This window comes from Pseudoalteromonas sp. T1lg10 (assembly GCF_002964545.1).
GTDB lineage: Bacteria > Pseudomonadota > Gammaproteobacteria > Enterobacterales > Alteromonadaceae > Pseudoalteromonas.
Genome location: NZ_PQBV01000001.1, coordinates 200,857 through 226,358 on the forward strand (window position 1 = coordinate 200,857; position 25,502 = coordinate 226,358).

Consider the following 25,502-nt stretch of genomic DNA (forward strand, 5'->3'; position numbering starts at 1 on the left):
ATTATCAACTAGAAATGGAGTTCTTATGAAGAAAGTCCTTATTGGTGCTGCGGTCGTTGCCGCCTTAGGTGGTGGTATCTATTACCAGCAGAATAATCAGTCCAGTGCCAAAATAGATCTTGCCGAGCTAGACTATGTGCCCTCTGACACTGTGTTTTTTGCCTCTCAGCTTACCCCCTTCCCCTATGAGCAATATGCCAAGCTGTTACCCGCAACCGAGTTGAGTGAAGAGCAACGCGGTCAGTTTAGTGAAATTACCGAGGCGCTAAAACAAGACGGAGACAAGATTGCGGTGTTTATCGCCGAGCTGCTAAGCAAGTACGAGCAGGCCATAGCCACACAAAGCGCCGATAAGATATGGGGCTTTGGCAGCGAATTGCGTTACCTTAGCTACGCGGTTGGTATTATGCCCGTAGCCCGCATCGAACTGGCCGAGCCAAACACCTTCGTCAACACGGTGAAAGAAGCTGCAGACAAAGCGGGGATAAGCCACGAAGAAAAAACCCTGAATAACACCGCTTATACCCGTTTTATCCTTGAAGCAGAGCAAGGCCAGTCTCTTGAGCTAGTCCTCAGCGTCCAGGGGCAATGGTTAACCCTCACCCTGAACAGCGATATGGTGAGCAGTGAAGACGATCTCGCCCTGGCACTCGCTGCTAGAAAACCAACTACGTCATTGGCGAGCACAGGTCGCTTGCAGGAATATGCTGATAAATATGGCTGGGACGGCAGCTCGGTCAATTTTATCGATAATAAGGCCTTGGTTTCGGCCCTAGTCGCCGAGAAACCTTCACGCCTAGGTACCATGATCGACACCTTTATAGCCAAAGCAGGTAAAACCAATGCCTTGGATGTGGTACGTACTCCAGGCTGTAAAAAAGACCTGCCCGCCATCGCAGCTAAGTTCCCGGGCCTGGTCTGGGGCACATCAGATCTGGAAGTGACCAGCAGCCATGCTAACTTCGATGTCGATGTGATTTTTGAAAGCAGTGATAGCGACCTTCTTGGAGCATTAGCGACCCTGCGAGGCTTTATTCCTAAGCATATTACCGATGCCGACGACGCCATTTTGAGCCTAGGCTATGGCATTGACGTAGCAAAGGTGGGTTCGCTAACCAACACCTTATGGAGCTCCTTCACTCAGGCCGAGTTTGAATGTGAACCCTTATTAATGGCCCAAGAGCAAGCGCAGGGAGCCAACCCTATGGCCATCGCCATGGCCACGGGTATGTTTGCAGGGGTTAAAGGTGTCAGCGTCACCATTAATGACCTGGACTTGGATTTGACCAACCCACACGCCCCCGACATTAAGCAGTTTAGCGGCCTATTCACTCTCAGTGCCGACGATCCTATGACGCTGATCAATACCGCTAAATCTCTGGTACCTCATATGGCAGGTGTAAATGTGCCGAGCGACGGTAGTCCAGTCTCGGTTAACGAACTACTGGAAATGGGCATGGAGCACGATTTAGACGTTAAACTGGCCGTAAAGGGTAATCACATTACGCTATACACGGGTGAGAAAGCCGAGCAGCAGGTTGGCGCTTTGGAAAACGAAACGCTTGCAGCCAATGGCCTTCTCGGCATGACGGTTAACCTCGCACCATTAATGAAGATTGTCGTTGCCGCCAACGAGGCGAATGGGCAAGAAACGCCGCCTGAACTTAAGGCCCTGGCCGAGCAAGACATTTCTACCTCAATGACCACAGACATCAATGCCCATGGTTTACAACTAAGCTCAAGCTCGCATATTCGCAAGAACTAACAAATAGAAAGCAAACACAAAAAAGGCGGTCATTGACCGCCTTTTTTACGTCGAATATACGTCTTACAAACGAATACCGCCGTCGATTTCAACCACACGTCCGGTGAAGAAATCGTTTTCAAAGATATACTTGGCGGTATGGGCGATTTCCTCGGCTTCACCAAGGCGACCCACCGGCTTCATCTTCACCAGGCGCTCTTTGGCTTCTGGCTTCATGGCATCCGTCATTTTGGTACGAATAACGCCTGGGGCAATGGCGCCCACGCGAATACCAAAACGACCCAGCTCTTTAGCCCAGCTGGTCGTCATGGCAACCACGCCGGATTTAGCCGCCGAGTAGTTGGTCTGACCCATGTTACCGGCACGTGCCACGCTACTCATGTTGATGATAACGCCACCCTCGCCGCTTTCAACCATGTGTACCGCAGCTTCACGGCCACATAGGAAAACACCGGTAAGGTTAACGTCAATAACAGACTGGAACTGCGCCAGTGACATCTTATCAACCACCTTACCTTCTTTGGCCTTGATAAACAGACCGTCACGCAGAATACCGGCGTTATTGATAAGGCCATGAATGGCACCAAAGTCTTGAGCGATAGCGGCAAAAGTTGCTTCCACTTCCTGCTCAACACTGACGTTGGCTACATAGGCTTTAATTTTTGCATCCGCATTGGTACTGGCCTGACGTAAATGCGTCACGGCTTCATCCAACAGAGCACTGTCCATATCGATTAGGGCCAACTGGGCGCCTTGCTCGGCGGCCATTTGTGCCATAGCTAAGCCCAGGCCCTGAGCGCCACCGGTGACAACTATGGTTTTATTATTTAAATCCATGCTTATTTCTTCTCAAATAGGGTAAAAATAGCGCTGAAGTCTTTCGCTCCCGCCCCTTGGTTTTGCAACAGGGTGTAGAGGTTTTTGCTAAGCGCACCAAGTGGTGTTACCGAGCCTGAGTTTTGCGCCGCTTCTAAGGCCAGACCCAGATCTTTAGCCATCAAATCAACCATAAAGCCTGGCTGATACTGGTTGCTTGAAGGCACAGAATCAATCACACCCGGACATGGGTTATACAGCTCTAATGTCCAGTTACGGCCTGAGCTATTAAGCATGATCTCAGACAGGACCTTAGGATCAAGGCCGTGATTAATACCCATTTGCAGGGCTTCACTGGTTCCCGCCATCAAGATACTCAACAGCATATTGTTACAGATTTTAGCCACTTGTCCGGCGCCAATGGCACCGGCATGGAAAATATTCTTACCCATGTTTTGCAAAATCGGCTCAACAGCGTCGAAATGTTCCTGCGCGCCACCGACGATAAAGGTTAACGTACCCGCCGCGGCACCTGCTACGCCACCTGAAACCGGCGCGTCAACAAAGGCAATGCCCTTGTCCATTAGCGCTTCGCCAAGGCTCTTGGCACTGGCCGCATCTATGGTTGAGCAGTCGATCACGATTGCATCGTCACCAAGATGGTTAATTAAGCCATCTTCGCCTAAATAAAGTGATTGCACATGCTTGGCCGCTGGCAGCATGCTGATCACAAAATTCGCGCCCTGGGCGACATCATTGGCATTCTTACACGCCGTTGCCCCTTCCTCTGCCAACTGGCTGACCACATGCTGGTTTAAATCAAATACTTGCACTTGGTGGCCGGCGGCAATCAGGTTACGCGCCATTGGCGCGCCCATATTCCCCAGGCCGATAAATCCTATTTTAGCCATGCCTTTCTCCTAAGCTAAGCTTGCCAACGGGTGGCTCTCACCCATGGGTGCAAAAAATCGTTCAATTACATCCGCAGGCACACTCTCTAAAGTGGGGTATTGCCACTTGGGTGCCATGTCTTTATCTATCAAGAGTGCACGAACGCCCTCTTGGAATTCCCCCACCTCGCAGCAGGTCACCGACATGCCCAATTCCATTTGGAAACAGGCTTTAAGGGATAAACCCTGAGCGCGTTTAAGCTGTTCGAACACCAGATGCGCGCTAAGCGGGCAACCGTGTTTCAGGGTTTTAATGGCCTTGGCGAGCCATTTATCGTCGGTTTCGATAGCGCTCAGGTAATCCACCTTGGCTGCCAGAGTGTCAAACTCGGCAAGCTTAGTGATAACTGCCTGATGCTTACGCAGGCCACCTTTTTCCATCGCCTTAGACTCGCTTTCGAATTTCTTCAGAAGCTGAGTCAACTTATCGTGGTTAAGGGCTGAAACCTGGCCCCAGCTTTGCTCACACAAGGTGCTTAGCAGCTCGACAAAGCGCTCGCTGTCGATACTGTGATCCGCCAAACTGGCGAAACGAGCATCATCGGCATTCATTAGCGCCCCGGTTAGGCCGAGGAACAAACCCACCTGGTCCGGCGCTTTTTGTAAGAAATAGCTGCCGCCCACATCCGGGTATAAGCCTATGGTGATTTCCGGCATGGCGAGCTTAGAGCGTTCGGTGACCACGCGGTGACTGGCGCCGGCCATCAGACCCATGCCGCCACCCATGATAAAGCCATCACCCCACACGATGATCGGCTTGTCATAGCAGTGGATGGCATAGTCCAGACGGTATTCTTCGCTAAAGAAAGTCTTACCATAGTCTTTGGGCTCACCCGTGGCCATAGCGCGGTGCAGGCTGACCACATCGCCGCCGGCACAAAAGGCTTTTTCGCCGGCGCCCTTGATGATCACCAGGGCAACCTCGTCATCGCTCTGCCACTTGGTCAGCTGCTCGTCGAGCAGGCGGATCATATTCAGGTTTAAGGCATTGAGTGCTTTTGGCACATTTAAGGTAGCAAGGGCGATTTTTGCGCCATTGCTACACTGAGCCAGCTCAAACACCACCTCTGATTCTGGGTTATTGAGAGGGATCAGTGTATCCATTAGCCGTTCACCCAGTTCGCTTTGCGTTTTTCCAAGAAGGCATTTACACCCTCTTTTTGGTCTTGGGTGTCGAACAACTTCACAAACAGTTCACGCTCAAGCGGCAGTGCACTGGTGATATCGCCGTGACGACCTTTTTGAATCAGTTCCTTACAGTAGCTCACCGCTACAGGGCTTTGGTCGCCCACTTGCTCAGCAAGGGCCATGGCTTTATCAAGGGCACCACCTGTGGCTACCACTTCTTCTACCAGACCGATTTCTTTAGCCTTGTCAGCTTTAATGCGCTCGCCACACAGGATCAAGCGCTTCGCCCAGCCTTCGCCCACCAGCCATGACAGGTTCTGCGTACCACCGGCACAAGGAAGCAGACCCACCTTGGCTTCCGGCAGTGCCATTTGCGCTTGCTCTTCAGCGATACGGATATCACAGGCCAGGGCCACTTCCAGACCACCGCCCATGGCATAACCATTGATAGCGGCAATCGACACACCGCGGAAATTGCTTAGCGCTTCAAAGGCGGCACCAAATACTTGTGACATCTGCGCAGCTACGCCCTTGTCACCACTGGCGAATACATTTAGGTCGGCGCCGGCAGAGAAAAACTTCTCACCCTCGCCTGTCAGTACCAAGGCAAAGATGTCTTTATCGGCGTTAAGGGCTTCAACCTGCTCTTTAAGGCTGATTAGCGTTTGTTCAGTCCAGGTGTTTGCCGGCGGATTACTCATGGTAAGGACGGCAATGTGCCCTTTTTTTTCTAGTTGAATTTGTGCTGACATAACTTCCTCCTAAAGAATTTCGTTCACTTCATCGGCCAGAATGCGCCTAGCAACGATCAAGCGCATGATTTCGTTCGTACCTTCGAGAATTTGGTGAACACGTACATCACGCAGATGACGCTCAAGCGGGTATTCTTTGATGTAACCGTAACCACCGTGGATCTGCAGTGCATCATCACACACCTTCACGCCCACATCGGTCGCAAAACGCTTGGCCATGGCGCAATAGGCTGTTTTTTCGCTATCGCCACTGTCCAGTTTAAACGCCGCCAGGCGAACCATTTGGCGTGCTGCCACCAATTCGGTGTTCATATCCGCCAGTTTAAATTGCAATGCCTGGAATGCCGCCAACGGCTTACCGAACTGCTCACGCTCTTTAAGGTAGGCTTTTGCCGTGTTCAAGGCTTGTTGTGCGGTACCGATTGAACAGGTGGCGATATTAATACGACCGCCATCTAGGCCCTGCATAGCAAACTTAAAGCCTTCGCCTTCGTTACCTAACAGGTGATCGGCCGGAATACGTACGTTTTCAAAGGTAACCAAACGAGTCGGCTGGGCGTTCCAGCCCATTTTCTCTTCGGCTTTACCATAGCTGATACCTTCCGCGTCTGCAGGTACCACAAAGGCGCTAATGCCTTTGGGGCCTTCTTCACCGGTGCGGGCCATAACCACCAGCACTTCTGTGCTGCCGGCGCCGGAGATAAACATTTTTGAACCCGTGATGTAGTAATGGTCACCATCACGTACGGCCTTGGTTTTAAGTGAGGCCGCATCCGAACCGCTGCCTGGTTCAGTCAAACAGTAAGAAGCCAGTTTTTCACCGGTTACCAATTCTGGGCAATAGATGTCTTTGGCCGCTTGGGTACCGAAACTTGCCACCATCCAGGTCGCCATATTGTGAATGGTCAACATTGCCGTGGTGGCGGTACAGCCTTTGGCCATCTGCTCAAAAATAATGCTTGAGTCTAGACGAGAAAGACCTAAACCACCGGCTTCTTCCGGGGTGTAAAGGGAACAAAAGCCAAGCTCACCGGCTTTTTGAATGGTTTCTTTGGGGAAAATATGTTCCTGATCCCACTTTGCTGCAAAAGGGGCTAGTTCCTGGCTGGCAAAACGCTCGGCCATATCGGCAAAGGCCAGTTGATCTTCACTAAGATTAAAGTCCATAACACACTCTCTTGTACTACATGCTTATCGGGCCGCTCCTTGGCGACCCGTAAAGAAATTATTTAAGGTGAATACTCATGTTTGGCCCACTTACCACGTCGTCTTCAAACCAACGCGCAGTAATGGTCTTAGTCTCGGTATAGAAACGCACGCCCTGCTTACCATAGGTATGCTGGTCGCCGTAGAACGAGCCCTTCCAACCTGTGAACGAGAAGAATGGCAATGGCACAGGGATGGGTACGTTCACACCTACCTGACCTACTTCAATGTGGTGCTGGAACTTACGTGCCGCAGCGCCGCTGGCGGTAAAGATAGAAGTACCGTTACCGTATGGGTTGTCATTGATAAGGGCAATGGCTTCGTCTAGGGTGTCTACAAACACACAGCACAATACCGGGCCGAAGATTTCTTCGCGGTAAATCGCCATCTCAGGAGTTACATTGGTGAACAGCGTAGGTCCAACCCAGTTACCTTCTTCATAGCCTTCAACGGTGAAGTCAGAGCCATCAAGCAGACAGTCGGCGCCTTCTTGCTTACCTTGGGCAATTAGCGACAGGATACGTTGCTTCGCGGCGATGGTTGTTTGCGGACCATAGGCTGAGTCAGCTTGGTCCCAAGGACCTGGCTTAACCACACTCAGTGCATCTTTAAGCTCATCAACCCAATCTTTCGCACTGCCAACGAATACGGCTACCGAAATACCCATACAACGCTGACCGGCAGCACCTACCGATGAACCAACCAGGTTATTGATGACGTTTTGCTTGTGCGCATCTGGCATGACGACCATGTGGTTTTTTGCACCCACACAGCATTGCACGCGTTTTAGGTTTGCCGTGCCCTTGTCATAAATGTACTGACCAACACCACAAGAACCTACGAATGAAATCGCACGGATATCCGGATGCTCTAGTAGCTGATCTACCTGACCCTTGGTGCCGTGAACTACCTGCAATACGCCCTTAGGTGCACCGGCCTCTTCGAAAAGCTCTACTAAGCGCATCGGCGTTAGCGGGTCTTGCTCAGACGGCTTCAATACGAAGGTGTTACCGCATACTATAGCCAGTGGGAACATCCACAATGGGATCATCGCCGGGAAGTTAAAGGGTGTTACACCGGCACACACGCCTAATGGCTGAATAAGTGAATAAGTGTCGATATTACGAGCAACGTTCGATACGGTTTCACCCATCATGTTAGAGGGTGCGTTAGCCGCTTGCTCAACCACTTCGATACCACGCCATACATCGCCCTTGGCATCCTCAAAGGTTTTACCAAGCTCATGACAAATAATGGTGGCCAGCTCGTCGTGGTGGTCTTTTAGTAACTGGGCGTAACGCATCATGATACGCGCACGCTCACTTACCGGTACTTCTTTCCAGGTTTGGAAGGCTTCTTTGGCCGAAGCAATGGCCTCAGTTACTTCTGCTTCGGTGGCCATAGGCACTTGTGCAAGTACTTCCTGGTTAGCCGGGTTTACTACGTCTAACCACTGAGATGTTTCAGATTGGCGCATTTCGCCGCCGATATATAATGGTACCTTGTGCATAATACAGGTCTCCCCAAATTGACTGCGCGCCCGGAATTTTAGTTATACGGGCGCTGAAAAAATTAAAGTGCTTCGACTGCCAAGGCCACGGCTTCGCCGCCACCGATACATAAAGAAGCAACACCACGGCGTTTGCCCTGGTTACGCAATGCGTGAATAAGTGTGGTCAGGATACGTGCGCCACTTGCACCGATTGGGTGACCCAGAGCACAGGCACCACCATTGACGTTCACCTTGTCTTTATTCAGACCCATTTCATTAATGGCCAACATGGTTACCATGGCAAAGGCTTCGTTGATTTCCCACAGATCCACGTCATCCGTGCTCCACTCTAGTTTAGCCAGTAGTTTCTCCATGGCGCCCACTGGGGCAATGGTGAATTCCGCTGGTAAACGCGAATGCGTGCTATGACCGCTGATACGGGCGATAGGTGCAAGACCTAATTTCTGTGCCTGCGCATAGCTCATTACTACTAAGGCCGAGGCACCATCAGAAATTGACGATGAGTTAGCAGCAGTAATGGTGCCGTCTTTTTTAAATGCCGGGCGAAGTGAAGGAATTTTATCTGGGCGGGCATTACCTGGTTGCTCATCGGTATCAACTACCAGGTCGCCTTTACGCGTGCTGATGGTATGGGCAACAACTTCGTTGCTGAATGCACCGCTGCCGATAGCCTTGTTGGCTTTTTCCAATGACGCTACGGCAAACTCGTCCATTTGCTCACGGGTAATGTCGTATTGATCCGCCGTAGCCTGGGCAAAACAACCCATGGCCAGGTTATCGTACGCATCTTCAAGACCATCCATCATCATATGGTCTTTTACTTCACCGTGACCCATGCGCATGCCGCCACGAGCCTTAGGTAGCATATAAGGCGAGTTAGACATGCTTTCCATGCCACCAGCCACTACGCTGTTTACGCTGCCAGCTTTAATAAGGTCATGCGCCAACATAACGGCTTTAAGACCAGAGCCACACACCTTATTAATGGTGGTCGCACCGGTGTGCTTGTCCATACCAGCCTTAAGCATAGCCTGACGCGCCGGCGCCTGACCCAGACCCGCAGGCAGAACACAGCCCATAATGACTTCATCGATCTCACTTGGGTTAATATTCACACTCTCGAGCGCGCCTTTAATAGCAGTGGCACCAAGTTCGGTGGCACTTGCGCCGCTCAAGGCGCCCATAAAACCGCCCATGGCGGTACGCTTTGCACTGACAATTACAATGTCGTTATCGTTTAACTGTGAGCTCATATTCGGGTCTCCATAATCAATTTCACTTGAGCATACATAAAATTTACGTTTACGCCAACGTCAATTAGATAAGTTTAAACTGTACACTTTGTGAGCTGTAAACTTATCTAACCAGCCTCACCCCCCCTGTTAAAACACCCTCACCTTTTTCTCAAGGCCAATAATAACCTGCGCTTGAGCTCATATTTGTGCTTTTGTACCTCTCCTAAAGAGAGTTGAAATCCAGCTTTACCTTTACGTAAACTTCACTTATATTGGTGTTAATATTTTGTAGTAGATAAGACTAAATAACGATGACTGAGCAAAGCCAAAGCCCCAACGAGCAAATGGAACAGACTTTCTCCATCAGCGATCTGGCAAAAGAATTCGATATCACCACCCGCAGTATTCGTTTCTACGAAGACCAGGGACTGATCATGCCACGTCGTAACGGCCAAACCCGCATTTACTCAAAACGCGATAAGGTCCGTTTAAAGCTGATCTTACGAGGCAAACGCTTAGGCTTTAGCCTTGCCGAAACCGGCCGTTTGTTCGAGCTTTACGACGCCGACAAATCCAGCGCCAAACAGTTAGTCACTATGTTAGACCTTATCGAAGAGAAAAAAGCACACTTAATACAGCAAATGGACGACATTAAAGTCGTACTAATGGAACTCGTAACGGCCGAAAAACGCTGCCGTGAAACTCTCTCACATTTACAACAGGATTAATCATCATGAGTACTATCTCTCTATATAAAGAGCTTAACTTTGGCCTAGGCGAAACCGCCGACATGATCCGCGCCCACGTTAATAGCTTTGCCAGTGCCGAGATCGCGCCTTTAGCAGAGCAAACCGATGAACAGAATATGTTTCCTAACGAGCTGTGGACCAAGTTTGGTGATATGGGCCTGTTAGGCATGACGGTTAGCGAGGAGTTCGGCGGTGCCGGTCTGGGTTACCTTGAGCACGTAATTGCCATGGAAGAGATCAGCCGTGCCAGCGCCTCTATTGGTCTGAGCTATGGCGCTCACTCTAACCTGTGTGTAAACCAAATCTTCCGTAACGGTAATGAAGAACAAAAAGCAAAATACCTGCCTAAACTGATCAGCGGTGAGCACATTGGTGCCCTGGCCATGAGTGAGCCAGGTGCGGGTTCTGACGTTGTTTCTATGCGCTTAAAAGCAGAGAAAAAAGGCGACCACTATATCCTTAACGGCAATAAAATGTGGATCACTAACGGTCCGGATGCCCACACCTATGTAATTTACGCCAAAACAGACGCTAACGCCGGCCCTAAAGGCATCACCGCCTTTATCGTTGAACGTGACACCCCGGGATTCACGCAAGCGCAAAAGCTAGACAAACTAGGTATGCGCGGTTCAAACACCTGTGAGCTGGTATTCGAAAACTGTGCGGTTCCAGAAGAAAACATCCTGGGTAACCTAAACGAAGGCGTTAAGGTGCTGATGAGTGGCCTGGATTACGAGCGTGTAGTTCTGTCTGGCGGTTCACTGGGTATCATGCAGGCTTGTATGGATGTGGTTGTGCCTTATATCCACGAGCGTAAGCAGTTCGACACACCTATCGGCCAATTCCAGCTGATCCAGGGTAAGATCGCCGATATGTACACGCAAATGAATGCCGCACGTTCATACGTGTACACCGTAGCCCGCGCTTGTGACCGTGGTGAAACCACACGTAAAGATGCCGCTGCGGTTATCCTCTACGCTGCCGAGCTGGCAACCAAGATGGCCCTGGATGCGATTCAAATCCTAGGCGGTAACGGTTATATCAACGAATACCCTACAGGCCGTCTGTTACGCGATGCCAAATTGTATGAAATCGGTGCCGGTACGTCTGAAATTCGTCGTATGTTGATCGGCCGCGAACTGTTCAGCGAAAGCCGCTAAGGTGTTGTATGACCATTCTATCTTCAAGCATAAACCCTAAGGACCCGCAGTTCGCCGTCAATGACGAAGCGATGCGTGCCCTGGTTCAAGACCTGCATGACAAGGCGGCCACCCTGCGCGGTGGCGGCGGCCCTAAATATGTAGAACGTCACCAAAGTCGCGGCAAGTTATTTGTGCGCGACCGTATCGAACACTTGCTCGATGAAGGCTCACCCTTTTTAGAGATTGGCCAATTCGCCGCGTTTGGCGTGTATGAGCAAGACATTCCCTGTGCTGGCGTTGTCGCCGGTATCGGCCGCGTTCAAGGCGTTGAGTGCATGATAGTGGCTAACGACGCCACGGTTAAGGGCGGTACCTACTTCCCACTGACGGTGAAAAAACACCTGCGTGCCCAGGAAATTGCCGAGCGCTGTCACCTGCCCTGTATTTATCTTGTGGACTCGGGCGGTGCGAACCTGCCGGAGCAGGACGAGGTATTCCCAGACAAGCTGCACTTCGGTCGCATCTTCTTTAACCAGGCCCGCATGTCGGCCAAAGGCATAGCGCAAATCGCCGTGGTCATGGGTCTGTGTACCGCAGGTGGTGCCTATGTACCGGCCATGGCCGATGAAAGCATTATCGTTAAAGAGCAAGGCACCATCTTCTTGGCCGGTCCACCGCTGGTTAAAGCGGCCACAGGTGAAGAAGTGAGCGCCGAAGACTTAGGCGGTGCGGATGTGCACTGTAAGGTATCTGGTGTGGCGGATCACTATGCCGATAACGACGAGCATGCGTTGTCTATCGCCCGTCAGTGTATTGCCCGTTTAAATCATGTACGCCCTGTGGCGCCTGTTCTGAATGAGGTGAAAGCGCCCCGTTACGATATTCACGAGCTTTACGGCATCGTCGGTAGCGACCTGAAAAAGAGCTTCGATGTACGCGAAGTGATCGCCCGTATCGTCGACGATTCATCCTTTGATGAATTTAAACGTTACTTTGGTGAGACCCTGGTGACCGGCTTTGCCCATATTTATGGCCATCCGGTTGGTATTGTCGCCAACAATGGCGTGTTATTCAGCGAGTCGGCGCAAAAAGGTGCCCACTTTATCCAGCTGTGTGCCAAGCGTAATATCCCTCTGATTTTCTTACAGAACATCACCGGCTTTATGGTTGGCCAGAAATATGAAGCCGAAGGCATTGCCAAACACGGCGCCAAAATGGTGACCGCGGTTTCTTGTGCCGAAGTGCCTAAGTTTACCGTGTTGATCGGTGGCTCATACGGCGCCGGTAACTACGGTATGTGTGGTCGCGCCTACGACCCTACCATGATGTGGATGTGGCCTAACGCCCGTATCTCGGTCATGGGTGGTGAGCAAGCCGCCGGCGTACTGGCTCAGGTGAAACAAGATGGTCTTGCGCGTCAGGGTCAATCCATGAGCGATGAGCAAGTCGCAGAGTTTAAAAAGCCCATCGTTGAGCAGTATGAGCGTCAGGGTCACCCCTACTACGCCAGTGCGCGCCTATGGGATGACGGCATTATCGACCCAGCGGATACCCGCTCTGTTCTCGGTTTAGCCCTTGAAGCGGCTGCCAACGCGCCACAAAAAGACACCGAGTTCGGTGTGTTTAGAATGTAGGAGGCGCTATGTCAGTTACACTCAATATTAGTAAAAGCCGTATCGCCACGCTTACTCTGCAGCGCGTAGAAAAGCACAATGCCTTTGACGATGCGCTAATAAGTGAAATGATCCGCTTAATCGAGCATGCAAGCACACTCGATATTCGTGCCTTGGTGCTTAATAGCGAAGGCAAACACTTCTCAGCGGGTGCCGATCTGAATTGGATGAAATCCATGAAAGACAACTCGTTCGAGGACAACGTCGCCGACTCGCTGGAGCTTGCCCAACTCATGCATGTGCTGCACACCTGCCCGCACCCAACCATTTGTTTAGTGCAAGGCGCGGCCTTTGGTGGGGCCCTGGGTCTAATCGCCAGTTGTGACATTGCCCTTGCCAACCCGACTGCCAAATTCTGTTTGTCAGAGGTAAAACTTGGCCTGATCCCGGCTGTGATCAGCCCGTATGTGATCAAAGCCATCGGTGAGCGCAATGCCAGACGTTACTTCTTAACCGCTGAGGTCTTTAACGCCGATAAAGCGCACGCCATGGGACTGATCCACGAAGTGTGTGAAGACCTGCAAGCGGAATGTGACAAATTCCTCGATATCATTACCGACAATGGCCCCATGGCCGTTAAAGCAGCGAAGAACTTAATTAATGACGTTGCCGGTAAAGACATTGATGCCGACCTGCGCCATTTAACCGCCGAGCGCATTGCCGCCATTCGCGTAAGCGACGAAGGGCAAGCGGGCTTAAACGCGTTTTTCAATAAACAAGCGCCGGCTTGGCAACAACAAGGATAACTCATGCTAAAACGAATTCTTATTGCCAACCGAGGTGAAATCGCCTGTCGCGTTATTCGCAGCGCCAAAATGCTGGGCATGCACACCATTGCCGTCTATTCCGACGCCGATGCCAATGCTCAGCACGTACAAATGGCCGACAGCGCCTACCACATAGGCCCGGCACCGAGTAAGTCGTCTTACTTGGATATGGACAAGCTGTTTGCCGTTGCCGAACAGGCCGGCGCCGACTGCATTCACCCGGGTTATGGCTTCCTCTCCGAAAATGAAGCCTTTGCCGCACAGTGCGAGCAAAAAGGCATTACCTTTATTGGTCCCTACGCCAAAAGCATCGAAGCCATGGGTTCAAAAACCCGCGCCAAAGAGATTATGGCTGGCGCCAACGTGCCTTTGGTACCCGGCTATTACGGTGACAACCAAGACCCGACTTTCCTCAGCGATGAAGCCGATAAAATCGGTTACCCTGTGCTTATCAAGGCCGCTTATGGCGGTGGTGGTAAGGGCATGCGCGTAGTACGGGATAAAAAAGACTTTATCAGTGCCCTGGAAGGTGCCAAGCGTGAAGCTATCAGCAGCTTTGGTAATGACCTGGTGTTGATTGAGCGTTATGTCGATAATCCGCGTCACGTGGAAGTACAAGTTTTTGCCGATAAACACGGCAACTGCGTGTACTTGGGCGACCGCGACTGCTCATTGCAGCGCCGCCACCAAAAAGTGATTGAAGAAGCCCCTGCTCCCGGTCTGAGTGACGCCATGCGTAAAAGCATGGGTGAAGCGGCGGTACGCTGTGCTCAAGCCATCGATTATGTGGGTGCTGGTACGGTTGAGTTCCTGCTGTGTGGTGAGGAATTCTTCTTTATGGAAATGAATACCCGCTTGCAGGTTGAGCACCCGGTTACCGAAATGGTCACGGGCGTGGACCTGGTGCAATGGCAAATCGCCACTGCCGGTGGTGACACCCTGCCTCTGACCCAAGAGCAGGTAACAATCACAGGTCACAGCTTTGAAGCCCGTTTATACGCCGAAGACCCAAGCGAGCAGTTTATGCCTTCAAGCGGACGTCTGACGCATTTACGCTTCCCTGAGCAAAATGCGAACGTGCGTATTGATACCGGTGTTACCTGTGGAGATGAGATCAGCTCATTCTACGACCCCATGGTTGCCAAGCTGATTGTCAAAGGCGATAACCGAGCGCAGGCGCTGTCACTGTTAGAGCGCTCACTGCGTCATACCTATGTCGGCGGCGTTAAAGCCAATACCGGCTTCTTAGTAGCCCTGTGCGAGTCACAGCCGCTGCAAGATGCCACCATGGACACCCACTTTATCGACAATAACTGTGACAGCCTGACTCAGGCGCCACAGGCCGATGTGCATGCGTTAGCCATGGCTGCTTGGGTGTACTATTGTCATCTACAGGGTACCAGCAAGGCCCCGGCTGCAACTTCGCCGTGGCAGAGCCTATCTGGCTTTAAACTAAACTCCATCAACGAGATCACCGTACCGCTGGCGGATCATCAGCTGGTGTTACATGTGACATCGACGGGTATCAAGGTCGATATCGACGGCCAAGGCCATAGCTTGAGCGGTGAGTATCAAGGTCACGGTCATTATATTGCCGTGGTCGATGGTCAGCGCCTAAGCGCCGATGCACAAATCGATGACGAAGCACTGAGCATCATGTATCAAGGTGCCCAGTATGACTTTGCCCTGACTTCTAAGCATTATGTCGGCGCCGAGCAAAGCGGTGGCGATGCCCTGGCAGCACCAATGAACGGCACTGTGGTAAAACACCTGCTGGATATTGGCACCGAGGTAAAGCAAGGCGATGCCATAGTGGTGATGGAAGCCATGAAGATGGAATATACCCTTAATGCGCCATTTGATGGCGTGCTTAGCAGTTATTGCTATGGCGAGGGCGAATTGGTCAGCCATGGTGCCCTGCTTGCTATCGTTGAGGAGCAAGAATAATGGCCTTTGCACAACAGGTGCGTATCGTTGAGGTAGGTGCTCGTGATGGCCTGCAAAACGAGATCAATGTCAGCCTTGAAGACAAGGTGACCTTGATCAACAGCCTGGCCAAGGCGGGATTAAAGCATATTGAGGGCGGAGCTTTTGTATCGCCTAAATGGGTGCCACAAATGGCGGACTCCAGTGCGGTGTTTGCCGCTATTGAGCGCCATGATGATGTGTTGCTCAGTGCCTTGACGCCAAACTTAAAAGGCGCTGAATTGGCATTGACAGCCGACGTTGGCGAGTTTGCTATTTTCACCGCCGCCAGCGAGGCCTTTACGCAAAAGAACATCAATTGTTCAATCAGTGAAAGCATTGAGCGCTTCCGCCCTGTGGTAGAGCTTGCCAAGGCAAACAACATCAAGGTACGCGGCTATGTCAGCTGCGTTCTGGGTTGCCCCTACCAGGGCGCGGTTGCGCCTGAGCAAGTGCTTGAAGTGTGTAAACAATTGTTGGCTTTGGGCTGCTACGAGGTCAGTCTCGGCGATACCATAGGCGTGGGTACGGCCAATGAGGTGGAGCAATTGCTTGACCTGCTGCTTAAACACCTGGATGCCAGCCAGTTGGCGGTGCATTTCCACGATACCTATGGCCAGGCCATCAGTAACATCTATGCCGCCTTAAAAATGGGCATTAGCACGGTAGACAGTGCGGTTGCAGGCCTTGGTGGCTGCCCTTATGCCAAGGGTGCGTCAGGAAATGTTGCCACCGAAGATGTGGTCTATCTACTGCAAAAGCTTGGCATAGACACAGGAATTGATTTAAAAACACTGGCCCAAGCAGGCGCGACCATTTGTAAGGCGCTAAACAAGCATCCACAGAGCAAGGTGGCCAACGCCATACTTGCCGATTGTGACCAAGAACAATAAACCTAGGAGTGCTTAGACATGTCCGGATTCGATAAAGTAGTAACAAGTTATGCCGACGCCATGGCAGGACTAAAAGACGGCGATACCATTATTGCCGGTGGTTTTGGGCTGTGCGGCATCCCCGAAGGCCTAATTGCCGAGATTAAGCGCATGGGCACCACAGATCTTACCGTGGTTTCAAACAACTGTGGTGTTGATGATTTCGGTTTAGGTGTGCTGCTTCAAGATAAACAAATCAAGAAGGTCATCGCCTCTTATGTGGGTGAAAACGCGTTATTTGAAAAGCAGTTGCTTGACGGCGAGCTGGAAGTAGAGCTTACGCCTCAGGGCACACTGGCAGAGAAAATGCGCGCCGGCGGCGCTGGTATCCCAGCATTTTACACCGCCACTGGCTACGGTACGCCAGTTGCCGAAGGTAAAGAAGTAAAAGAATTTGACGGTCGTCCCTATATTCTTGAAGAGTCTGTTACCGGTGAATTTGCCATTGTGAAAGCGTGGAAAGCAGACCGTTACGGTAACCTGGTATTTCGCCACACAGCGATGAACTTCAACCCTATGGCCGCCACTGCCGGTAAGATCACCGTGGCCGAGGTAGAAGAAATCGTTGAGCCGGGTGAATTAGAGCCAAGCCAAATTCACACCCCGGGCATTTATGTAAACCGCGTTATCAAGGGCAACTTTGAAAAACGCATTGAACGCGTTACCACACGTAAAGCCTAAGGAGATTAAAATGTCATTAAACCGTGAACAAATTGCTCAACGTGTTGCCAAAGAATTGGCTGACGGCTATTACGTGAACCTGGGTATCGGTATCCCTACTCTGGTTGCCAACTATGTACCAGAAGGCATTGAAGTCATGCTGCAGTCGGAAAACGGCCTGCTGGGTATGGGTCCTTACCCTACCGAAGACGAGCTTGATGCAGACATGATCAATGCGGGTAAAGAAACCGTTACAGCAGCTAAGGGTGCAGCAATTTTTAATAGTGCCGATAGCTTTGCCATGATCCGTGGTGGTCATGTAGACTTGACCGTCTTAGGTGCATTTGAAGTTGATCAGCACGGCAATATTGCCTCGTGGATGATCCCGAAGAAGTTAATTAAAGGCATGGGTGGCGCAATGGACTTGGTTGCCGGCGCGAAGAACATTATCGTTACCATGACCCATGCCAGTAAACACGGCGATTCTAAGTTACTAGAAGAATGCTCACTGCCTCTTACCGGCGTGAATTGTGTGAAGAAAATAGTAACAGACTTGGCCGTGTTAGAAGTCAAAGACGGCGCTTTCCATTTGCTAGAGCGCGCCCCGGGTGTTAGTGTTGATGAAATCATCAGTAAAACAGCGGGTAAACTCATCGTCGAAGGCGATGTACCAGAAATGAGCTTTGACTAACGGATAGCTTGGGAGCCCTCCCACAGCATACCCGTAAATGTACCGTCCTCATTCCCAGTGCTAGTTGGCACTGTGTTACCCAAAACCCCTCTTTTGAGGGGTTTTTTTTCGCCACTATTACGCATAATTCAGCCATTAAACATTTACTTACATATTTTTTACGGCAGATTATCGCGTTCAATTTAACCGTTCCGAATATAGTGGTAGATTAGCGGTGGATAATACCAATTCTGTTATGTATGTGATCATATATAGCGCTGGGTAAATCATGATATTTAGCCCGTTAGAATAATTAGCTATTTAAGTGAATTGGTATAAATAGGACACCAACAATTTTAATAAGGATCTCCATGAATAAGATGACCCTCAGTGCCCTTAGCGTGGCAGTGATGATTTCCCTTAGCGGCTGCTCGGCCACCAGCGATACGCAAACCTCGGCAAAGCAACAAGTTGCACAAAATGCCGCTAACCTGCCTTTCGTTGATATCAAATATGATTCATTTACCCTGGATAACGGCCTTAAGGTTATCGTCCACACAGACCGCAAGGCTCCTATCGTTGCGGTCAATGTTTGGTATGACGTGGGTGCTAAAAATGAAAATGTTGGCAAAACGGGTTTCGCCCATTTGTTTGAACACCTGATGTTTAATGGCACAGAGAACTACGACGACGAATATTTCGGTCCCTTTGAGCGTGCCGGTGCCACAGAGCAAAACGGTACTACAAACTCAGACAGAACCAACTACTTCCAAAACGTGCCTACCCCAGCAATCGATATGGCACTGTGGATGGAATCTGAGCGTATGGGTCATCTGCTTGGTGCCATTACCCAAGAAAAACTCGATGAGCAACGCGGCGTAGTACAAAACGAAAAGCGCCAAGGTGAAAGCCAGCCTTACGGCAGCATGTGGGACAATATCTGGAGCAACACCTTCCCTCAAGGTCACCCTTATTCCTGGTCTGTGATCGGCTCCATGGAAGACTTGAACGCGGCGTCACTAGACGACGTACACCAGTGGTTTAAAGACTACTACGGCCCGAATAACGCGGTACTTGTGCTTGCCGGTGATATAGATGTTGACACGGCCAAAGAAAAAGTTGCTAAGTACTTTGGCGATATTAAGCCGGGTAAACCTGTTGCCAAGCTAGAAAAATGGATCGCCAAGCGTGACGAGCAAACCCGTTTAGTAATGCAAGACCGCGTGCCGGCATCGCGTATCCTCAAGGTTTGGAACACGGCGGAAAAAGGCAGTGTGGAAGGCGAATACTTGTCGTTACTGAGCGATGTGCTCGCCGGTGGCAAGAACTCACGCCTTTACCAGCGCCTGGTGTATAAGGAACAACTGGCTTCAAGCGTATTTGCTTTTAACTATCAACGTACCCTTGCCGGTCAGTTAATGATAGGCGCCGATGCCCTGGATAAAGCCAATATCGATAAGATTGAACAGATCATCGATGAAGAGGTAGCCCGTATTATCGCCGAAGGTCCAACGGCCGCAGAGCTAAGCCGCATTAAATTTGCCAATGCCGCTGGCTGGGTAAAGAATGTGGAAGGCGTGGGTGGCTTTGGCGGTAAGTCAGATGTATTAGCGTCCGGCGCCGTTTACCATAACGACCCTACCTATTATAAAGAGGCCTTTGCCATTACCGCCAATGCAACACCGAGCGATATCCAAATGGTGGCAAGCAAATGGTTAAGCAGCGGTGACTTTGTGTTGACCGTTCACCCCTTTGCCGAGCTGAGCGCCAGCGAGCAAGGTGTGGATCGCAGCACAGGTGTACCAAGCGCCGGCGACGTCCCTGCCCTTGATTTGCCAAGCGTTGACACCTTTACCCTAAACAATGGCTTAGAAGTGGTACTGGCTAAACGCAGCGACACCCCGGTTATCAACATACGTTTAGACTTTGCCGGCGGTACCGCAACCGACGCCAACGATAAGCCTGGCGTTGCCAACTTTGCCGCCAACATGCTTGATGAAGGCGCAGGCTCGCGCGATGCACTGCAACTGGCCGCCGAGCTCGAATCTTTAGGTGCGTCTATCTCGGCCAATGCCGGATTGGATAAAACCTCAGTGATGATGTCGGCCATGACCACCAACTGGCAGCCAAGCCTGGCACTGTTTGCCGATGTACTGCAAAAGCCACGCTTCGCTGACAGCGATATAGAGCGTGTGCGTAAGCTGCTGCTTCAAGGTATTAAGCAGGAAAAAGCAAGCCCAAGCTCCAATGCCCTGCGCGTTTTACCGCCGCTGCTATACGGCGAAAACCACCCTTACGGTAAGCCGCTAACCGGCTCAGGCACGGAGCAATCGGTAGCGCAAATCAGTCGTGATGACTTATTAGCCTTTACTTCGACCTGGTTACGTCCGGATCTGGGCCGTTTAGTAGTGGTTGGTGATATCGATCAGGCCGAGCTACAAACATCCTTGGAAACGGCTTTGGCAAGCTGGGAAAAACCACAAACAGCGGCACCGAAACTTGATATCGCCGATGTGGCCATTCCTGAAAAAGCACGGGTCTTCGTATTGAACAAGCCTGAGTCGCCGCAGTCCTTGATCATCTCTGGCCTATTGGGTCCAAACAGCCAATCATTAAGCGCTCAGGATGAAGTAACCCTGGATATGATGAACACCATCATAGGCGGCAGCTTCACCTCGCGCATGAATATGAACCTGCGTGAAGATAAGGGTTGGTCGTATGGCGCGCGTACCATTTTAATGGATACCAAGGCGCAAAGCCCCTTCTTCGTTTACGCCCCGGTACAAACCGATAAAACCAAAGAGTCAATTAAAGAGATCTTGAAAGAGCTTAACGCTTATATTGGCAATAAACCGGCAACCGATGAAGAGCTGGCCAAGGTGGTATCGAATAAAACCGCTAAACTACCTGGTCGTTATGAGAAGAAGTGGTCGCTACTTAACTCGCTAGCGGATGCCTACAGCAAAGACCGTGACGTAAACTATCTGGAAAATTACGCCGAGCTGGTTCGCAAGCCAGATACAAACACCCTGGCCGCCGAGGCGAAGAAGGTAATTAAACCTGAGCAACTGACCTGGGTGATCGTCGGTGATGTCGCCAAGATCAAAGAGCAAATCGAAAGCTTGAACCTAGGTGAAGTAACTTACCTGGATTAAGCTCTGAGTTTAATCTTAAAAAAACTAAGCCCCTGCCTGTGCAGGGGCTTTTTTATGGGTCACTTATCTCGCTCTAAAAGTAGCTGCAGATTCCGGACTACCTAGCACACATGACCATCGAGAACCTGAAAATAGCCAGCGTAACCACCCAAGAAAGGCTCGGTAGCTGCTTTTACAATATTGGCACCAGCCTACTCAGCTTGCGATATTACTTCATCAACTTCAGACCGGGACATTACATTCTGGCCGACTGAAAACTCATGAACGCCGGGGTTCATCAAGGGCATGCCTGTATCATGTGCAACACTGCGTCTTAGCCAAAGCGCCTATTAAATACCCATTCTGTTTGCGACTATAGCTGGTTTGGCGGCTGTAACAATGGCCAGCAAGTAAACTTCTGAGGCTGGATTCTTCCCTAGCCTTTGTGCACCTCTTGCTGATCTTCCCCTGAAACTCTAAACACCTTGATAGAGACGATTTCCCCCTGCCAATATTCAAATGGCCCGTCGGGCGTGTCCCATCGAACAGTTGCTCTTAGTGGGAGCCGCATACCTGCGATTTCTAGATACTCTTCAAATACCCCGACCCAAGGTTGGCGTCCGACACCCTCTCGCACACGCGTCTCACTGCGCGAACACATGATATCGCCGTGAGCATCGAAGATCAGATCAACATAGGTCTGTTCATTAGCAAACCAAACACGAACTGTATCTTCCTCTAACTCTTTAAAGTTCAAAGTGGAATTTGCAAAAAAAGCATAGGGACACCATGGCAGCTCAGCCAGATAACGCTGAATCTCACCTTGATCTATGCTCGGGCCCTGTGCACTGGCTACTGGAATAACTCCCCAGAGCTTGACCCCTAAATTACCTCGCTGGCTCTGGTACGCATCTAACACTTTGACCCAAAGAAATGGAGCGAGCTTTACGCGTGCCGTCCACTCGAACTCCACGGCTTTCGCCGAAATAACTTGGGTGGCCTGAAACGGAGCCCAGGGCTTTTCCGGCCCCAATCTCATCCGCCCCTTTTGCGTAAGCTGCACAGCAAGCACACCAGCGGACTCGCCGGTAGTGTTTCTACGGGCGAATTTTAAAACTTGTTCTGGAAGCTGAAATTGAGTCATGGGGGCCAAACGCTCTTTTAAAGGGCAAGCAAAGCTTGCCACCTAGCTTAGGCTATACCTAAACCATTGCCCCCTAAACATGAAAAATCAAGAATGGATGAAAATGCAGGGCGTTGCGAATCACATTTAAACGCCCTGACAAAATTAGCTTTTAGCCATATAACTTGGATTACCAGCCAAAAAGCTAGTATCGTCAAAGCTTGGTTTCCCACATCTTAGCGCACAGTCTAACCTTGCTAAGCGCTGAAATTCAGCAGTAAGAAACAGCTTTATATGACAGTGGAGGTCTTGAGATTCATGTCTAAATACTGCAACCAAAGTCTCCGGGCTTCCAGCGTCTTTATACACCTGGGCTAGGCGACATTGATATGCACTTAATATCGGTTGTGATAACAGCGCATCACCCAGGTTCACAACCAGCCACTCACATTTTGCAGTCATAATATGTTGCCCAGTATTACCCTAAGCAGAAAAGTCATAACTGGCTAACATGTTAAGCGAAGTAAAATAAAGCGAAGGATTGTTCGTTATTGAATGGCCTTATTATGTTTCTCGGCGAATTCTTGCAAAAGCACTGAGTATGCTGATTGCATCTCAATGGTTTCACCATTTTCAATAACTTGGTAAGTATCATAAAGCCCGCCATGTGCATTTAGATAATCAATAACTTCAAGGTAAAAAGACTCTATAAGCTCCTTATCTCTGCTGTTTGTTGGTAGTTCAAGTTGAATTCCAACTATAGCAACCTTTGCAAATAAGTTACTTCGTAACGTACTTATAGCGCCATCGGTATCTTTTTCCTGTTCAAGTTTTTTTAAGGCATAAAGAAAAAACGGCCATTATCCACATGCTCTTTCGTATATGACGCACCATTCATTTGAAATGTCATTACAGCCCCACTAAATAGGCCTGCTACAAAAACTAAAATAACAAAGAGACCAATGCCAACCCAGGTTGCAAATTTAGACTTCATCGAATTTTCCTTAAAATAGAAGACTGACAATAAACACCATACAATGCTTGATTAAAATTTTTCAAGCATAAATAAAACAAACAATTATTCCACCGCATCCAAAATTTAAATCTTCTGTGCCGATTACAAGCCATTTTTGATCATTTCTTTTATCTTCTTGGCTTTCACGAAATGATCTAATTTATGCGTTTGTATCCACCAAGTTGCCGCTTCCATAAGCTCCTCAGGGTTATCATTCTTATTCTTAAAAAATGCGTAAAAGGACAATCCAACTTGGTCACCTTTCGAAGCGATTTTCTTATCACAGATCTCAATTATTCTAGCTCTTAATTCTTGCCTCATTGAGTAAAATACAAACCTCTAAATCTGAAAGAAAAGCAACATCAGCCTAACACGCCGCATGTTGATTCATTTGCACACCTTGTTAGTTTTGAGCGTCCAAAGCTCGTTTTAAAGCTTCAGCATTTTTGCAGCCAATATAAACATATTTGCCATTACGCAGCTTTAACTTTAACGCCCTTCCTACCGATGCATTATACAACCAGCCATCACTCAGCATTCTGATACCTATACCTTGATACCACTTACTGTGATAAAGCGAGGCTTCCACAATGTCTGCCACAGCCAATTTTTTACGCCAAAAGCCAAACCCGAAATACCAGCTCAATACCTTACCCTCGAGTTCAATAGTCATTGAATAGAACAGAAGAGCAATCAAGCTGTTTATAGATAACGCAACTAATGTTCCGTAATTATTACCGGAAAAAAACGATATAAACACTGACTATAATTAAGATAATCAGCAATACCTTATTAAACTCCCTGCTATAGAACATAAATAACATTCCTTGATAGAGCTAACGCCGTAATAAACAGCGCAAATAGCAGGCTGTAATTGGCGACGAAGGAGAGCAAGCCATGCGTTTTGCGTCCATATAATTATTGACTTGTTATATGAATTTAAACCCAAAATACTATGAAAGTGCTGCGACAAATAAGACCACAAAAAACAAAATTACACATATAGCTAGAATATTTCCGATGATTGCCAGCGGCTTTGGCAATTTTGTAAATGAACCACCTGCCAGAAAATATCTTTTTGGATTGGAATTGACTAATCCAACCAGCTCATCTTTTTGGTGTTTATCAAGCTGAGAGAAATCTTTATTAACTTTTCGCGAATGACGAACCGCTTTTAATAAGATAAAACCAACGATTATTACGATGACGATTTCAATCATACTCAAAATTCATATAACGCTTCGCTAATTGGCTGCCGCAGCGCAGCGTAGGCAATCCCGTGAAGGCCACGCTTTTTGTGGCCGAAACGACATTTAGCAATTTGTTATATGTTTTTGCATTTGCTTTGTTCCTGGTTGCCACTTGCTTTTAGGTGAACGTCTTTAACCGAGGGGTTGGCATTTGCAAGTGCTATATAAACCTCAGCAACCATAACTGGGCCGGCACAATAATCAATGTCTAACGTTACCAATGAAAACCTTAGTTGTTTCAGCTTGCCTTCTAATTCTGCTGAGTTCAGCTCTTCATCCGAGCTGTTGATTGAATAGCTGGTTTCCTTTACAAAAATCGTAACTGACTCATCGGCAAGTACTTTGCCACTGATTACCAAAAGAAACACTAAAACCAGAATGTAACGCATAAATCCTCCAAAACGTATAACGCCGCATTAAGTGGTGAGCAACGCAGACCACCTTACCGAAACCATTGTGACGTAAATACTAAATTTAAAGTAAACCCAAAATGCCAAGCGTTGGGAATCAGCCTTAAACGCTTTGTTAGCAATCAAACTTTAATACCATTGGAATATCAACCATTCCTTGCTGATTTCTGATGCCTTCTGTTCGTTTAAAACCAAAACGCAAATATACGTTTTCCGCATTTACCGCAGAGTTGACTGTAAAGGCACCGCTATTCCCGTTTTTTATTGCTTTTTCTTTAATCGTTTCCCACAGTTTTCGGGAAAGTCCGTTACCTTGAAAATTATCGTCTACGAATAGATGATACAAATGTGAGTTGTCTCGAACCCCCGCCACACCAACCACTTCATTATTCTCGGTTACAGCGACAACATAGTCATAGTTTGTAGACAGATATTTTTCGATATTTTCCTTTGACATTGAATCAAGCAAAATACTGTGTACAGTCGCATCACAAGTTGGGCAAACATATTTGTTTGTTAAAGGTAAAATCAATTCACTGATTGACTTCGCATCACTAATTTCTGCATTTCTGATATTGATGCTCATTATTTATCCTGATTGCTAACGCCCAGCGCAGCGGGCAAATTGGAGCGAGGAACGAGCGGAA

General features: G+C 49.3%; 24 protein-coding genes. 10 read left to right on the forward strand and 14 right to left on the reverse strand.

Annotated features, from left to right (window positions below; all coding sequences use genetic code 11):
• Positions 1 to 25 precede the first annotated feature (25 nt).
• On the forward strand, positions 26 to 1,765 hold the full coding sequence (locus C2M17_RS00960) for a hypothetical protein (protein ID WP_105199012.1): 1,740 nt from the start codon (positions 26 to 28) through the stop codon (positions 1,763 to 1,765).
• A gap of 63 nt (positions 1,766 to 1,828) precedes the next feature.
• On the opposite strand, the gene C2M17_RS00965 is transcribed toward C2M17_RS00960, so the two are convergent.
• The 7 genes from C2M17_RS00965 to C2M17_RS00995 form a co-directional block, all read right to left on the reverse strand.
• Complete coding sequence (locus C2M17_RS00965) at positions 1,829 to 2,602, reverse strand: SDR family oxidoreductase (RefSeq protein WP_105199013.1); 774 nt, start codon at positions 2,600 to 2,602, stop codon at positions 1,829 to 1,831.
• 2 nt (positions 2,603 to 2,604) lie between these two features.
• Positions 2,605 to 3,492 carry a 3-hydroxyisobutyrate dehydrogenase gene (gene mmsB, locus C2M17_RS00970; RefSeq protein ID WP_105199014.1) on the reverse strand — a complete coding sequence of 296 codons (888 nt, stop codon included), beginning with the start codon at positions 3,490 to 3,492 and terminating at the stop codon, positions 2,605 to 2,607.
• Positions 3,493 to 3,501: 9 nt separating this feature from the next.
• Positions 3,502 to 4,635, reverse strand: coding sequence for an enoyl-CoA hydratase/isomerase family protein (locus tag C2M17_RS00975; RefSeq protein WP_105199015.1), 1,134 nt, complete (start codon positions 4,633 to 4,635; stop codon positions 3,502 to 3,504).
• Complete coding sequence (locus tag C2M17_RS00980) at positions 4,635 to 5,411, reverse strand: enoyl-CoA hydratase (RefSeq protein ID WP_105199016.1); 777 nt, start codon at positions 5,409 to 5,411, stop codon at positions 4,635 to 4,637. The genes C2M17_RS00975 and C2M17_RS00980 overlap by 1 nt, the downstream gene beginning before the upstream one ends.
• Positions 5,412 to 5,420: 9 nt before the next feature.
• Positions 5,421 to 6,578, reverse strand: a complete 1,158-nt coding sequence (locus C2M17_RS00985) for an acyl-CoA dehydrogenase family protein (protein WP_105199017.1) — start codon at positions 6,576 to 6,578, stop codon at positions 5,421 to 5,423.
• A gap of 58 nt (positions 6,579 to 6,636) precedes the next feature.
• A complete protein-coding gene (locus tag C2M17_RS00990) occupies positions 6,637 to 8,127 on the reverse strand; it encodes a CoA-acylating methylmalonate-semialdehyde dehydrogenase (protein ID WP_105199018.1) in 1,491 nt (496 codons plus the stop codon).
• Between the two features lie 62 nt (positions 8,128 to 8,189).
• The gene (locus C2M17_RS00995) at positions 8,190 to 9,383 is read right to left on the reverse strand and encodes a thiolase family protein (RefSeq protein ID WP_105199019.1); all 1,194 of its coding nucleotides are present in this window, start codon (positions 9,381 to 9,383) and stop codon (positions 8,190 to 8,192) included.
• Between the two features lie 293 nt (positions 9,384 to 9,676).
• Between C2M17_RS00995 and C2M17_RS01000 the strand changes: the two genes are divergently transcribed.
• The 9 genes from C2M17_RS01000 to C2M17_RS01040 all read left to right on the forward strand — a co-directional run bounded on the left by C2M17_RS01000 (position 9,677) and on the right by C2M17_RS01040 (position 21,078).
• Positions 9,677 to 10,093, forward strand: coding sequence for a MerR family transcriptional regulator (locus tag C2M17_RS01000; RefSeq protein ID WP_105199020.1), 417 nt, complete (start codon positions 9,677 to 9,679; stop codon positions 10,091 to 10,093).
• Positions 10,094 to 10,098: 5 nt separating this feature from the next.
• Positions 10,099 to 11,274 (forward strand): isovaleryl-CoA dehydrogenase, encoded by a 1,176-nt coding sequence (locus C2M17_RS01005; protein WP_105189734.1) that lies wholly within the window; start codon positions 10,099 to 10,101, stop codon positions 11,272 to 11,274.
• Positions 11,275 to 11,282: 8 nt separating this feature from the next.
• Positions 11,283 to 12,890: a carboxyl transferase domain-containing protein gene (locus C2M17_RS01010; RefSeq protein WP_105189733.1), complete on the forward strand. Its 1,608-nt coding sequence runs from the start codon at positions 11,283 to 11,285 to the stop codon at positions 12,888 to 12,890.
• Between the two features lie 8 nt (positions 12,891 to 12,898).
• Entirely contained in the window at positions 12,899 to 13,675 is a 777-nt protein-coding gene (locus tag C2M17_RS01015) for an enoyl-CoA hydratase-related protein (protein ID WP_105189732.1), read from the forward strand.
• 3 nt (positions 13,676 to 13,678) lie between these two features.
• Positions 13,679 to 15,643, forward strand: coding sequence for an acetyl/propionyl/methylcrotonyl-CoA carboxylase subunit alpha (locus C2M17_RS01020; protein ID WP_105199021.1), 1,965 nt, complete (start codon positions 13,679 to 13,681; stop codon positions 15,641 to 15,643).
• On the forward strand, positions 15,643 to 16,554 hold the full coding sequence (locus C2M17_RS01025; RefSeq protein ID WP_105199022.1) for a hydroxymethylglutaryl-CoA lyase: 912 nt from the start codon (positions 15,643 to 15,645) through the stop codon (positions 16,552 to 16,554). Before C2M17_RS01020 ends, C2M17_RS01025 begins: the two co-directional genes overlap by 1 nt.
• Before the next feature lie 18 nt (positions 16,555 to 16,572).
• Positions 16,573 to 17,274, forward strand: a complete 702-nt coding sequence (locus C2M17_RS01030; RefSeq protein WP_105199023.1) for a CoA transferase subunit A — start codon at positions 16,573 to 16,575, stop codon at positions 17,272 to 17,274.
• 10 nt (positions 17,275 to 17,284) lie between these two features.
• On the forward strand, positions 17,285 to 17,944 hold the full coding sequence (locus C2M17_RS01035) for a CoA transferase subunit B (RefSeq protein ID WP_105199024.1): 660 nt from the start codon (positions 17,285 to 17,287) through the stop codon (positions 17,942 to 17,944).
• A 350-nt stretch (positions 17,945 to 18,294) separates the two neighbouring features.
• Positions 18,295 to 21,078, forward strand: a complete 2,784-nt coding sequence (locus tag C2M17_RS01040; RefSeq protein ID WP_105199025.1) for a M16 family metallopeptidase — start codon at positions 18,295 to 18,297, stop codon at positions 21,076 to 21,078.
• 415 nt (positions 21,079 to 21,493) lie between these two features.
• Here C2M17_RS01040 and C2M17_RS01045 read toward each other — a convergent pair whose 3' ends face one another.
• The 7 genes from C2M17_RS01045 to C2M17_RS01070 all read right to left on the reverse strand — a co-directional run bounded on the left by C2M17_RS01045 (position 21,494) and on the right by C2M17_RS01070 (position 25,441).
• Positions 21,494 to 22,201 (reverse strand): DUF6544 family protein, encoded by a 708-nt coding sequence (locus tag C2M17_RS01045; protein ID WP_105199026.1) that lies wholly within the window; start codon positions 22,199 to 22,201, stop codon positions 21,494 to 21,496.
• Positions 22,202 to 23,015: 814 nt separating this feature from the next.
• Entirely contained in the window at positions 23,016 to 23,174 is a 159-nt protein-coding gene (locus tag C2M17_RS15820; RefSeq protein WP_158683954.1) for a hypothetical protein, read from the reverse strand.
• Between the two features lie 123 nt (positions 23,175 to 23,297).
• A complete protein-coding gene (locus tag C2M17_RS01050) occupies positions 23,298 to 23,516 on the reverse strand; it encodes a DUF6500 family protein (protein ID WP_105199027.1) in 219 nt (72 codons plus the stop codon).
• Between the two features lie 82 nt (positions 23,517 to 23,598).
• Positions 23,599 to 23,868, reverse strand: coding sequence for a hypothetical protein (locus C2M17_RS01055; RefSeq protein WP_199775982.1), 270 nt, complete (start codon positions 23,866 to 23,868; stop codon positions 23,599 to 23,601).
• A 280-nt stretch (positions 23,869 to 24,148) separates the two neighbouring features.
• Positions 24,149 to 24,415, reverse strand: a complete 267-nt coding sequence (locus C2M17_RS01060) for a hypothetical protein (protein WP_105199028.1) — start codon at positions 24,413 to 24,415, stop codon at positions 24,149 to 24,151.
• A gap of 104 nt (positions 24,416 to 24,519) precedes the next feature.
• Positions 24,520 to 24,834, reverse strand: coding sequence for a hypothetical protein (locus tag C2M17_RS01065; RefSeq protein WP_105199029.1), 315 nt, complete (start codon positions 24,832 to 24,834; stop codon positions 24,520 to 24,522).
• 136 nt (positions 24,835 to 24,970) lie between these two features.
• Positions 24,971 to 25,441 carry a GNAT family N-acetyltransferase gene (locus C2M17_RS01070; protein ID WP_105199030.1) on the reverse strand — a complete coding sequence of 157 codons (471 nt, stop codon included), beginning with the start codon at positions 25,439 to 25,441 and terminating at the stop codon, positions 24,971 to 24,973.
• Between the last annotated feature and the right edge of the window lie 61 nt (positions 25,442 to 25,502).